The 12,997-nt window shown below is 32.0% G+C and carries 11 protein-coding genes; all 11 read left to right on the top strand.

Features of this window, described 5'->3' with window-relative positions; genetic code table 11:
* Nucleotides 1-345 precede the first annotated feature (345 nt).
* Nucleotides 346-612, top strand: a complete 267-nt coding sequence (locus tag QZ143_RS01825; RefSeq protein WP_292880644.1) for a hypothetical protein — start codon at nt 346-348, stop codon at nt 610-612.
* Between the two features lie 10 nt (nt 613-622).
* Entirely contained in the window at nt 623-904 is a 282-nt protein-coding gene (locus QZ143_RS01820) for a hypothetical protein (RefSeq protein ID WP_292880641.1), read from the top strand.
* Nucleotides 905-921: 17 nt separating this feature from the next.
* Nucleotides 922-2,013: a CDP-glycerol glycerophosphotransferase family protein gene (locus QZ143_RS01815; RefSeq protein WP_292880638.1), complete on the top strand. Its 1,092-nt coding sequence runs from the start codon at nt 922-924 to the stop codon at nt 2,011-2,013.
* Between the two features lies 1 nt (nt 2,014).
* The gene (locus QZ143_RS01810; RefSeq protein WP_292880634.1) at nt 2,015-2,974 is read left to right on the top strand and encodes a glycosyltransferase family 2 protein; all 960 of its coding nucleotides are present in this window, start codon (nt 2,015-2,017) and stop codon (nt 2,972-2,974) included.
* Nucleotide 2,975: 1 nt separating this feature from the next.
* Nucleotides 2,976-3,935, top strand: a complete 960-nt coding sequence (locus QZ143_RS01805; RefSeq protein ID WP_292607443.1) for a glycosyltransferase family 2 protein — start codon at nt 2,976-2,978, stop codon at nt 3,933-3,935.
* Nucleotides 3,936-3,948: 13 nt separating this feature from the next.
* Complete coding sequence (locus QZ143_RS01800) at nt 3,949-4,806, top strand: glycosyltransferase family 2 protein (protein WP_292880631.1); 858 nt, start codon at nt 3,949-3,951, stop codon at nt 4,804-4,806.
* Between the two features lie 49 nt (nt 4,807-4,855).
* The gene (locus tag QZ143_RS01795) at nt 4,856-6,259 is read left to right on the top strand and encodes an undecaprenyl-phosphate glucose phosphotransferase (protein WP_292880628.1); all 1,404 of its coding nucleotides are present in this window, start codon (nt 4,856-4,858) and stop codon (nt 6,257-6,259) included.
* 153 nt (nt 6,260-6,412) lie between these two features.
* Complete coding sequence (locus tag QZ143_RS01790) at nt 6,413-9,034, top strand: OB-fold nucleic acid binding domain-containing protein (protein ID WP_292880625.1); 2,622 nt, start codon at nt 6,413-6,415, stop codon at nt 9,032-9,034.
* Nucleotides 9,035-9,057: 23 nt separating this feature from the next.
* Nucleotides 9,058-9,993 (top strand): DNA repair and recombination protein RadA, encoded by a 936-nt coding sequence (gene radA, locus QZ143_RS01785; RefSeq protein ID WP_292607441.1) that lies wholly within the window; start codon nt 9,058-9,060, stop codon nt 9,991-9,993.
* Between the two features lie 59 nt (nt 9,994-10,052).
* The gene (locus QZ143_RS01780) at nt 10,053-10,958 is read left to right on the top strand and encodes an AEC family transporter (protein ID WP_292880623.1); all 906 of its coding nucleotides are present in this window, start codon (nt 10,053-10,055) and stop codon (nt 10,956-10,958) included.
* 300 nt (nt 10,959-11,258) lie between these two features.
* Nucleotides 11,259-12,997, top strand: a 1,739-nt coding sequence (locus tag QZ143_RS01775) for a CoB--CoM heterodisulfide reductase iron-sulfur subunit A family protein (RefSeq protein WP_292880621.1), incomplete at its 3' end; no start/stop codon positions are given.

The following is a 12,997-nucleotide window of genomic DNA, read 5'->3' as shown; positions in this document are numbered from 1 at the left end:
TGAAATTTACCTCTTTTTTTAATTTTAAAATCAATAATTTAATTGTCATTTCAAAATCTAATTGACTATAATTTTAACAGTTCATTTAAAAATTTAGTCAAGAGTTTTGAGATTTATCAAATTAAATTAAATTAATTTTCTTTAATTGTATAAATTCAACTTAAAATTATTTTTCAATCGTTTATACTTATATACGGCTTTTTATATTTTAAATTATCTAATTTAATCAGTTATTAGATTAAAAAAAGATACTTTTATATATAATAATTTGTTAATTTTTAATAGTGTAAATATTAATTATGAAAAAATATTGTTTCTAATTAATATGGGGAAATGGTGATTTGGATGTTAGAACAATATTTGCCCTTTGTAGGATTAATAATATTTGGAAATATTGAAAATTTAGTTTTATCTTCACAGGGTGTTGTTGCAGGGGTTAATCCCTTAAAATTGGCTATTGCAAGTATTATTTGTGTTTCTTGTTGGCTTATAATAGGAACATTTGGAACTCAAATTTTAATTAATTATGTTGATTTTATCGATTTTTTCGGAGGATTTATAATATTTGCTTTAGGTTTCCAAGCAATGTATGCATCAGTATTTAACAAATAGGGATGATTAGATGATTGATGAATTAAAACCATTTTTAATATTGCTTGTCTTTGGAAATATTGAAAATTTAATTTTGGCAGCACAGGGTGTTGCAGCTTCTGTAAATCCTTTAGGACTTGCAATTTTGAGTTTGACTGCTGCTTCTTGCTGGTTATTGATTGGAACATTTGGAACTAGATTTGCAATAAAATATGCAAGATTTATAAACTTTATTGGCGGGCTGGCCATTTTTATATTGGGTATCCAGGCAATGATAGAGTCCATTCCGGGAATGTTAGCATTTTTCCATTAATTTAAATTCTGATTTTTATGAAATATATAAAACATAAAGTTTATGGTCATTTATTTAATTTATTCAAGGCTTTTCCTGTTGTTAATAATAGGATTTCTTTTATTATTGACTCAAGGGAGTCTTTTAAAGGTAATCTTGATTATATTAAAAAAGAATTTGAAAAAAGAGGAAATTTTGAATTTAGCTTTTTTTATAAGGATAAACTTTCATTATCCAGTTTCAAAAAATTGGCAACATCCAAATATGTTTTTTTAAATGACAATTTTTTCCCCCTTGCTTTCATGAATTTTAAAAGCGATACTGAAGTCATTCAATTATGGCATGCTCCGGGAGCTTCTAAGAAATTCGGAGGATCTGTTGCAAGTCCTGATGAAATTGAAATGCTTTTAAAAATTGGTGAAAATACAGATTATTTAATATCTTCCTCTAAAAATATTGAAGATTATTATTCTGAAGCTTTTCAAATAGATAAAGAAAAAATTAAGGCTCTTGGGCTTCCAAGACTGGATTATTATTTTGAAAATCATGATTTAAACAAAATTAAATCAGATTTCTGTAAAAAATACAATGTCGAATCCAATAAGAAAATTATTTTATACGCCCCTACTTTCCGTGATGAAAAAAAGTACAATAATGTCCTTAATTTCCTGGATTTAAAGAAATTCAATGATGTTTTGGGTGATGAGTATATCCTTGCTTTGAGGCTGCACCCAAAGATAAGGGATTTTTATGATGATGCTATTGAATCCAGTGAAAACTACATTGATTGCAGCAATTATCCGTCAGAACAGGAACTGATGATGATTAGCGATGTTTTGATTACTGATTATTCATCAATAATGATTGAATTTGCAATTTTAGATAAGCCTATTTTATTTTTTGTTTACGATTTGGATAATTATTTAACTACTGAGAGAGGATTCTATTACGATTTCAAAAAGACGGTTCCAGGTAAATTAGTTTATAATTCAGATGAATTAATCGATGCAATTAATAATGAGGATTTTGATAAAGATAAAATGACAAGTTTTGTCAAGACACAATTTGATGTGATTGATGGCAAATCATCCAAAAGAGTCGTTGATTTTCTTTTAAATAATGGTAGGTAATATGAATAATATTAAAGTTAGTGTTGTAGTGCCGGTTTTTAATAATGCAGAGTATATAGGTACAGCGCTCGATTCAATAATTTCTCAGGATTTTGATGCTTTTGAGATTATCGTGGTTGATGACGGTTCAAGCGACAACAGCTTAGAACTTATAACTGATAAGTTAAAAGGTATAGATATTCCAAACACTATCATTCACCAGGAAAATCAAGGCGTCAGTGCTGCAAGAAACAAGGGTATTGAAGCTTCAAACGGTGATTATTTAGTTTTTGTGGATGGGGATGATTACATATCACCAAATCATCTGTCAAGTTTATATAATGGCGAAACTGATTTTAGTTTAACACAATTGGTAAAAAAAGAAGGAGACACTGTATCCAATCCTCATATTTTCTCACAAAACTGCATTTCAACAAAAGAGTTCATTGAAATGGAACTTAAAATGCAAATTCCTTTTAATTTTGTACAGCTAATGTATAAATCAGATATAATCAAGGGAAACTCCATTAAATTTTCCAGCGATTTTGTTTATGGAGAAGATACATATTTTGCCCTAATCGCATTAAGTTACGGTGAAAAAATAGCTATTTCCAACGAAGCAACTTACTATTATATACAGCATCAAAAATCAGCTATAAGGACATCCGAATTTCGACGTTTTGAGATTGTAACTGCATTTGAGCAATTGGCAGATTTCTATAAAAAACAAGGATGGGACGATTTATCCGATTTAATAATAACATCCAGAATTCCCAAAGCCATTTTTGGGAATATGAACTATTTCTTTTATAATTCCTATGATGTCGATGAAGTAATTGATAAAATGAAGGAGATGGATTTATTCACCAAATTATCAAAGTTTGAAGGAGACAATAAATTCAAGCTTAAGATTAGATTATTTTTATTAAATCCTAAGATATATTATAAAATGTGGAAAAGATTAAAAAATTCAATTGATTAGTATGCAAGTTTCTGTTGTTACTCCAAATTATAATGGTGAAAAGTTTTTAAAGGCATTCTTTGATTCCCTGAATCAGGATTGTGAATTTATCGGGGAGCTAATAATAGTTGACAATGGGTCTAGTGATGGAAGCAGGGATTATATTAAAAATTACTCATTTAACTTTCCGGTCAACCTTATTGAAAACAGTGAAAATTTAGGATTTGCTCCAGCAGTCAATCAGGCAATCAGGCAGTCCAAATATGATTATATTTTTTCCATAAATAACGATACAGAAATCAAAAAAGGTTCCATTAAGGCATTAATTGATTTAATCACATCTTCTGAAGATATTTTTTCAGTTCAGGCTAAAATGCTTCAATATGATAATAAGGAACTGATTGATGATGTCGGTGATGAATATAATCTGCTTGCATGGACCAAAAAAACCGGTGAAAATCATAAATCAAGCGATTATGTCGAAGTTAAGGATATATTTTCATCATGCGCCGGAGCTGCAATGTATAAGAAGTCTGTTTTAAATGAAATTGGAATGTTTGATGATAACTTCTTTGCATATATGGAAGATGTGGACTTGGCTATCAGATCAAGAATCTATGGCTATAGAAATTTGTTGTGTCCGCAGGCTATTGTATATCATATCGGAAGTGCAACAAGCGGAAGCAGACATAATGATTTTAAAGTGAAGTTGGCGGCGCGCAATAACGTTTGGGTTGTTTATAAGAATCTTCCGATACCATTAAAAATCCTGAATTTTATCTTTTTGTTTTTAGGTTTTTTAATCAAATACATTTTCTTTTTAAAGAAAGGCTTCGGTTCAACTTATTTGGCTGGAATTAAAGAGGGTTTAAATACGAGAAGCAAAATAAATAAAGTAAAATTTAATTCCAAGAATACAAAAAATTATTTTAAAATAGAGTACAGATTAATAATAAATACACTAAAATTTTTAAAAAAGTAAATAGTTGAGTTTTATGGACCTTTCAATAGTAATTTTGAATTATCAAACATTTGAATTAACTAAAAATACAATAAATTCCATTTTTGAATATGAATATCCTTTTAGTTATGAAGTTCTTTTGGTTGATAATGCATCTGGTGACGATAGCTTATCCAGACTGAAGGATTACTTTAAAGACAATGTCATATTCATAGAATCCAGTGAAAATAATGGATTTGCAGCCGGGAACAACCAGGCATTGAAGATTGCCAAGGGCAAATATCAGCTTCTGTTGAATTCAGACACAATCGTTTGGGAAAATACTCTCGAAAGCATATATTATTATATGGAAAAGCACACTGATGTGGGCGCTACAGGATGTAGGGTTCTTTTAGAAAATGGTGATTTGGATAAGGCCTGTAAAAGAAGCTTTCCAAACGTTAAAAACTCATTTTTCAGATTATTCCATATTCCAACAAAAAGCAAGGACGATAATTATAATTTGGACAGTCTTCCTGATGATGGAGTATACGAAATTGACTGCTTAACCGGTGCATTCATGTTCATCCGAAAGGAAGCTTTAGATGAAGTTGGATTTTTGGATGAAACATTTTTCATGTATGGTGAGGATATTGATTTGTGTTTTAGAATAAAGCAGGCCGGATGGAAAATAGTTTACTATGGAAAATCAAAAATCACTCACTTTAAGGGAGCAAGCAGTAAAAAACAAAAATCCAAATTGATATATGAATTTTACCGTGCAATGTATGTATATTATAAAAAGCATCATGCTCATGAATCTTTTTTCATTACAAATTTCATTGTATACTTTGGAATTGCTCTTTTATGCATTTTAAAGCTATTTTTAAATTTATTTAAAAAGAAAAGTTAAATAATATAACTACCTAATATAAATTAACACTAATTTTTTGGTAGTTAGCATGATAAAGGAAAATCAAAGATTATTGAATATCAGTTTAGTATTAATTGACGTACTAGTTATTGTAGTGTCATTATGGTCTTCAATATTGTTAAGATTTCATACAACTCTTTTTGGTCCGATAGGGGACCATTTGGGCTATGAAACTTATGCACTTTTCATGTTTATCGCTGTCATACCTGTTTATTTAATTCTGTATTTTGCTTTTGGATTATACAAGCCGCGCAGAACCTATAAAAATATTTTCTCGGAAGCAACTCAAATTATTAAAGTAAATATCGTTGCATTTTTTGTATTGGTATCCATTTTATTCATTATCAATCAGCCGGACTTTTCAAGAATAATGCTATTCTTACTTGCGATTATTGCAACATTCTTAGGAATCATCGAAAGGTTCATTATTAGAAGCATTTTAATCAATATGAGAGTTAACAATAAGAATCTAAAGCATATTCTCATTGTCGGTGATAATGATTTGGCTTTTACCTTTGCCCGTAGAATTAAGGAAAATCCTTATCTTGGCTTTTCAATTGGTGGAATATTGGGAAGGCCTGAGCACATTGGTCAAAGCGTAAATGGAGTTAGGTTTATTGGATCTTTTAAAGATTTGGATAGAATTCTTGAAAGACATAGATTTGACAGGGTTGTTTTGGCAATTCCATTAAGATATTATTACCGTATCAATGAATTAGTGCAAAGCTGCGAAAAAGTAGGAATTAAAGCAGAAATCATTCCAGATTATATTAGATATTTCCCAGCACAGCCATCTGTGGACATGATTGAGGATATTCCTATAATTAATATTCGCTACGTTCCGTTGGACGATGATTTTAATAAGTTCATAAAAGGACTTTCTGATTATTTGATTGCTATTATAGCCATCATTATAACATCTCCGATAATGATAGTCACTGCAATTGCTGTTAAAATTACATCACCAGGTCCTATAATATTTAAACAAGTGAGAATAGGACATAACAGTAAACCATTTCAGATGTATAAGTTCCGTAGTATGAGAGTACAGGATCCTAGGAAAGAAAGATCTGAATGGACTACAAAAAACGATCCAAGAAAAACTTTAGTTGGAGACTTTATTAGAAGAACAAGCATTGATGAGTTACCTCAATTTTTCAATGTACTGAAAGGGGATATGAGTGTTGTTGGTCCTAGGCCTGAAAGACCATATTTTGTTGAACAGTTCAAAAAATCAATTCCAAAATATATGGTTAAACATCAAGTAAAACCGGGTTTGACTGGTTGGGCTCAAATTCATGGATGCCGTGGAGATACTTCTATTAATAAACGTATTGAATACGATATTGAGTACGTAGAGAATTGGCACATGGGTTTGGATTTAGGAATAATGATTAAAACAGTATTGAAGAAAAATCCGAATGCATATTAGTTTTTTCACATTTTCACATTTGTGCATTTCAACAATTTTTATATTAAATTTTTTTTAATATTGACATGTCGATTACTTTTCAGATGCTCTCTCTAATACTTTATATACATTCTAAATTAAAATTATAATTAACTTTTCTATGAGGGGTTTGGTATGCAAGAAGAAATTTTAAAATTATATGAAAAAGTTCAAGATAAACTTTCACAAGAAGAGTTTTTAGCAGAAATGAACCAAATTAGTAAAACTAATTTTAAAGATGTTCCATTTGTTGACGAAGTCAATTTGGCGCATGAAGTTTTGAAAAATCATGGTGTCACTGACTTTGAGACCATTCCTGCCGAAACCGATTCAAGTGATGATAACGATGATGAAGTAACCTTTGAAATGACTGAAGATCTTTTAGAGAAATATGACAAGGTAAAAGATAAAATTACTCAAGAAGAATTTCTTTCCAGAATGGCAGAATTCAAAAAACAAGAATCTTCAAATCCATTCATGAACGATTCAGGATTTGCAGATATGGTTGTTGGTGAATTGGTCGATGAAGAAGTTGAAGTTGTATCAGAAAAACCGGAATTTGCTGTAAAAACCATTAGTCAACTTGAAAAAGGCAGCAAAGATGCAACCATTGAAGGAAGAGTAATATCCATATCAAATAAAAGGTCATTCAAAACTCGTAAAGGTGGAAAAGGTGAAGTCTGTAATGTGGAATTGCAGGACAATACCGGAAAGATGAGAACCGTATTCTGGACTCAAAACATGCCACTTTTAAAGAAATTCCATGAAGGAGACATTATTCAGATTAAAGGTGTAGATATTAAAGAGGGTTATTCAGGTCTTGAAGCTAATCTAAGGCCAAGAACATCAATTGTTAAATTAGAAGAAAATCCTTCTAAATTCCCAGTTTATGAAGAAGAAATCACTAACATTGCTGATATTGAACCTGATACAAAAGTTAATATTATTGCAAGAATTGTTAGAATTCCAACTGTAAGAAGTTATGAAAAAAATGGAAAAGAAGGAAAAGTCGCATCACTTGATTTGCAAGACGCTTCTGGAAAAATCACCTATACATTATGGAATAAAAATGTTGAGTTAATTGATGATTTAAAATTGGAAGATGGAGATACCGTAAAAATTCTTGCAGCTCAATCCCGTGAAAGAACAAACAGAGACGGCATATCTGAAATATCCTTAAGTCATTGGGATGGAAGAATAATCAAAGGTGACTTTGATGTGCCGGAAGTAGAACAGGAATTCACTAAAATCGGGGATTTGAATGAAGGAACTGATCTCTCAATTAAAGGTGTTGTTGTAAGACTTCAAGATATTAAAACCTTTATTAGAAAAACTGACAATACCGAAGGTAAATTAAGAAACTTTGATGTAGGAGATTCCTCAGGTTCTATTAGAGTTACTGTTTGGGGCGATGACACTGAATTGCCAATTAATAAAGGAGATATTGTTAAAATTATTGGAGGTAATGTTCGTTTTGATGAATACACTCAAAGCGGATACTCAATGAATACTAACTTTAACACACAAATCACTATTAACCCTGAAAATTTATCCATGGAAGAGTTTGAAGAGTTTGAACAATTAAAAGAACAATTAAGACCAACTCCTATTGGAAATATTCCTGAAATTGATGATGATGGAATCGAAATTGATATTCAAGGAAGATTCCTTTCAGTTAATGATACAAATGAGTTCCAAAGGGATGACGGTTCAGTAGGTATTGTTCGCTCAGCAATTTTCGCTGATGAATCTGGAAAAGTTCAATTATCCTTATGGAATGAACGTGCTGAAGAAGAATATGAAGTTGGTGATGCATACCAAATTGAAAATGCCAGAACTAGGCTCGGCATGTATGATGTTGATTTAAACATTGGCAGTGGTTCTAGATTAATTAAGTTATCAGAAGAACAAGCTTCCGCAATGTTTATTCCTGAATTATCCACATTAGAAAAAGCACTTTATGACTATAAGAAAATTTCTGATGTTGATGAAGATGAAGAAGACATAATACTCCTCGGTAGAGTAATAGAATTGAATGATATCCGTAATTTTGATAGGGATAATGGTGATACTGGTAGTGTTAGAAATATAGAAATTGCTGATGACACAGGTTCTATTAGAGTCGTATTGTGGAATGATGATGCAAAAATTGATTTGGAAGTTGGAATGCCAATTAAATTACAAAATCCACGTATGACAATCGGTATGGATAATCGTATTGAAGCAGTTGTCGGTAGAGGTACCACAATTCTGGAACCAAGTGAAGATGAATTAAGCAAGTTACCAACTTATGATGAATTAAAAGAAGCTATATATGTTCCAAAAACTATTGAAGCTTTATTGGAAGATGACACTAATATTCGTGTCACCGGTACAATTAAGGAAGTTGGCACTGATAAAAATATTCTCAAAAAATGCCCTAACTGCAGATCCAATGTTGAGACAACTATTGAAGAAAATGTTTGTGACAATTGTGGACATGCGTTTGATGAACCAAATTACACATTGATGATACCTACAAGAATCGAAGATGATACTGGTGATATTCCGGCTACATTTTTCGATAAATTAGCTGAAGAGTTAATTGAAATGAAAAAAGAAGATGTTATCAATTATGTTGAAGATGGATTAGGTATTGAAGATAAACTTCAAGATTTAAACGGGTTGACAGTAGAGATTATTGCTAATGTTAGCTTTGATGAATACAATGAAGAAAGTAGGTTAAATCCTAAAAAAATTATATCAAAATATTATTAAACAACTAAAAAGGAATGATTGTTATGGTAGAATTAGCAGATTTGCCAGGTGTTGGTGAAAAAACAGCAGAAAAATTAAAAGATGCAGGTTTTGCTGATATGATGAGATTAGCTACAGCTACTCCAAAAGAATTGTCTGTTAAAGCAGAAATTGGAGAAGGTGTTGCTGAAAAAGTTATTGAAGCTGCACGTAGAGCTGAAAATATTACTTTTGAAACAGCTTTGGAAGTTGATGAAAGAAGAAAAGATGTAGGCCACATTACTGTAGGTAGTCAAGAATTCAACGATTTGATTGGAGGAGGAATCGAAACCCAATCCATCACAGAAGTATTTGGTGAATTTGGATCAGGTAAAAGTCAAATTTCTCATGAATTAGCAGTTACTGTTCAATTACCAGAAGAACTTGGAGGTCTTGACGGAGAATGCGTATTTGTAGATACTGAAAATACTTTCCGTCCAGAAAGGATTAGACAAATTGCAGAAGGTTTTGAATTAGATAGCGAAGAGGTTTTAAGTAGAATTCATGTTGCCCGTGCATTCAATTCAGCTCACCAAATTTTAATGGTTGATAAAATTAATGAACTTATTCAAAGTGGGAATAATGTTAGATTAGTTATTGTTGATTCATTAATGGCTCACTTTAGGGCAGAATATGTTGGAAGGGAGTCCTTAGCTGTAAGACAACAAAAATTAAACCAACATTTACATTCACTCCAGCAAATTGCTAATACATATAACGTAGCAGTATTCTTAACTAACCAAGTACAAGCTAAGCCTGATTCATTCTTTGGAAGTCCTACCAAAGCTATTGGTGGACACGTATTAGGTCACGCTTCCACTTATAGAATTTGGCTTAAAAAAGGATTGGCAGGTAAAAGAATTGCTCGTTTAGTTGACAGTCCTCATTTGCCTGAAGGTGAATGTGTATTTAAAATTACTAGCGAAGGTATCGTTAGTTAATTTTTCCTTTTCTTTTTTTTTTAATTAATTTTTTATATTAAATCGTTTAATTATTATATATGAATGAAATTGAAATTACTATTTTATCAATTATTTTAATGATTGGTATTGGCTATGTTTTAAAAAGGATAGATTTTTTATCCGAAAAAGATATCAATCCTTTAAATAAAATTGTAATGAATATTTTATTGCCCTGCATGATTTTTTCTGCACTTTATTCTTCAGATTTATCATTAATTCCCAAATTAGGTATTCTGCCTTTTGTTATTTTAATCAGTTCATTTGTCACAGGATTGGTTTCATTTTTAATATTGAAAAAATTGGGCTATGATGATAAGAAGTTATGGAGTGTTCTCGTTACAGTAATGATTGCAAATACTGCATTTATGGGATATCCAGTAAATTTGGGCATTTTTGGTCATGAAGGCTTTTTAAGAGCAATATTTTGTGATATAGCAACAATGTGTATCTTTTTGATACTGTCATTTGTTTTAGTTATTAAATTTGGGGGAACTGTTAAGAAGGCCATTCGTAAAATTGCTCTTTTTCCACCGTTATGGGCTATCGTTTTTGGTTTGGGGCTAAATATTTTAAATGTTCCTATAGGACCTGTCTTAAATAATACTGTTAATTATTTGGGTAATGGTGCCATTCCTTTAATTATGATTTCATTGGGTTTATCAATTGATCTAGCTGGTCTTTCAAGAAGCAAATCCATGGTGGCTTTTACTTCTATAATGAAATTGCTGTTTTTCCCAGCAATCGCATTTATTGTTGTATTATTTTTAGGGCTTTCAGATTTGCAGTATACAGTTGCAATTGTTGAGGCCGCAATGCCTTCTGGAATGTTGTCATTGATACTTGCAATTACTTATAATCTTGATTATCAATTGACATCGGATTGCATATTAATCAACACTGTAATCTCTTTGATTACACTACCTGTAATTATCATGATTTTATAGTAAAAATTTTAATAAATTATTTTAATTAAAATTCTTTATTTTTAATTTAATTTATTAAAATATTTTATTTATACTTATAAATGTATAATAATTTGTTTTTTAATTCCAATTGAGTTTTTATTCAGAATTTATTTTCTAGTATATAAACATTACTCTACAAATTCTTTAGAAAGCTTTATAAATGTGGACTTACTACATTAGTATATCTAATACTATGTAAAATTTCACTACTTGTTTTAAAAATTGCAATTTTTATATATATTAGATATTTTTCACGACTTGTACAAGGAGAAAAATAAAATGGCAGAAGAAAATAATAACGAAGAATTAAGGATAGGAGTTTACGTCTGTCACTGTGGTGTAAACGTCGGTGGAGTCGTAGACTGTCCTAGTGTAGCTGAATATGCTAAGACCTTACCTGGTGTAGTTCACGCAACTGATTACAAATACATGTGTTCTGACCCTGGTCAAGCAATGATTCAAGAAGACATCAAAGAGAAAAACTTAAACAGAATTGTTGTAGCAGCTTGTTCCCCTCGTCTTCACGAACCTACTTTCCGTAGATGCGTAGAAGAAGCTGGATTAAACAAATTCTTATTTGAATTTGCTAACTTAAGAGAACAAGACTCCTGGGTACACATGAACCAACCAGAAGAAGCTACCGAAAAAGCAAAAGACTTAACCCGTATGGCTGTTGCTAAAGCAAGATTACTCGAACCATTAGAAGCTACCAAAGTAGCTGTAGATAACAAAGCATTAGTTATCGGTGGTGGAGTAGCTGGTATCCAAACAGCATTAGATTTAGGTGACATGGGCTTCAAAACCTACATGGTAGAAAGAAACCCAACCATTGGTGGAAGAATGGGACAATTAGATAAAACATTCCCAACTCTCGACTGTTCAATGTGTATTTTAGCACCTAAAATGGTAGACTGTTCCAAACACGAAAACATCGAATTGATCTCTTACGCTGAAGTAACTGAAGTAGACGGATACATCGGAAACTTCAAAGTAACCGTAGAGAAAAAAGCAAGATACGTAGATGAAGATTTATGTACTGGATGTGGTGCATGTCAAGAAGCTTGTCCTATTGAAATACCTAACTACTACGACGAAGGTGTAGGTATGGTAAAAGCTGCTTACATTCCATTCCCTCAAGCTGTACCATTATGTGCAACTATCGATAAAGATTACTGTATCGAATGTAACTTATGTGTACAAGCATGTGGACCAGACGCAATCGACCACAACCAACAACCTACTGAAATTGAATTAGAAGTTGGTACTATTGTAGCTGCTATCGGTTACGACCCATTCGATCCTTCAAGCATTTACCAATACGGATACGGACGTTTCTCAAACGTTATTACCGCTATGGAAATTGAAAGGATGATTAACGCATCCGGACCTACCGGTGGTCACGTAATCAAACCTTCCGACGGTATCGAACCTAAACGTGTAGCATTCATCCACTGTGTCGGTTCAAGAGATGAACAAATCGGTAAACCATACTGTTCCAGAGTATGTTGTATGTACTCCATGAAAAACGCTCAATTATGTATTGACCACGAACCTGATACCGAAGTAACCTGTTACTACATGGATATCCGTTCATTCGGTAAAGGATACGAAGAGTTCTACAAAACATCTCAAGAAAAATACGGTATTGAATTTATCAGAGGTAAACCTGCACAAATCTTCGAAAACGATGACTTAACCTTAACTATCAGAGCAGAAGACACTTTACTCGGTAAAGTAACCGAATACACTTACGACCTCGTTGTATTAAGTGTAGGTCTCGAACACTCTGCAGGATCTGACGAACTCAGACAAACCTTAGGTCTCTCCAGATCTGCAGACGGATTCTACATGGAAGCTCACCCTAAACTCAGACCTGTTGACACCTTAACTGATGGTGTTTACATTGCTGGTGTAGCACAAGGTCCTAAAGATATTCCTGACTCCGTAGCACAAGGTTCAGCTGCAGCATCCAGAGCAGCAATCCCAATGGCTAAAGGAGAAGTAGAAATCGAACCTAT

The sequence above is a fragment of the Methanobrevibacter sp. UBA188 genome (assembly GCF_905234905.1).
Lineage (GTDB): Archaea > Methanobacteriota > Methanobacteria > Methanobacteriales > Methanobacteriaceae > Methanocatella.
This window is presented reverse-complemented; position numbering and strand designations above follow the sequence as displayed.

What these genes read in the sequence shown, in the direction of transcription:
- QZ143_RS01810 (WP_292880634.1), top strand. Translation starts at nt 2,015, where the DNA reads ATGAATAATATTAAAGTTAGTGTTGTAGTGCCGGTTTTTAATAATGCA.
- QZ143_RS01795 (WP_292880628.1), top strand. Translation starts at nt 4,856, where the DNA reads ATGATAAAGGAAAATCAAAGATTATTGAATATCAGTTTAGTATTAATT.
- QZ143_RS01780 (WP_292880623.1), top strand. Translation starts at nt 10,053, where the DNA reads ATGAATGAAATTGAAATTACTATTTTATCAATTATTTTAATGATTGGT.
- radA (WP_292607441.1), top strand. Translation starts at nt 9,058, where the DNA reads ATGGTAGAATTAGCAGATTTGCCAGGTGTTGGTGAAAAAACAGCAGAA.
- QZ143_RS01790 (WP_292880625.1), top strand. Translation starts at nt 6,413, where the DNA reads ATGCAAGAAGAAATTTTAAAATTATATGAAAAAGTTCAAGATAAACTT.
- QZ143_RS01825 (WP_292880644.1), top strand. Translation starts at nt 346, where the DNA reads ATGTTAGAACAATATTTGCCCTTTGTAGGATTAATAATATTTGGAAAT.
- QZ143_RS01800 (WP_292880631.1), top strand. Translation starts at nt 3,949, where the DNA reads ATGGACCTTTCAATAGTAATTTTGAATTATCAAACATTTGAATTAACT.
- QZ143_RS01815 (WP_292880638.1), top strand. Translation starts at nt 922, where the DNA reads ATGAAATATATAAAACATAAAGTTTATGGTCATTTATTTAATTTATTC.
- QZ143_RS01805 (WP_292607443.1), top strand. Translation starts at nt 2,976, where the DNA reads ATGCAAGTTTCTGTTGTTACTCCAAATTATAATGGTGAAAAGTTTTTA.
- QZ143_RS01820 (WP_292880641.1), top strand. Translation starts at nt 623, where the DNA reads ATGATTGATGAATTAAAACCATTTTTAATATTGCTTGTCTTTGGAAAT.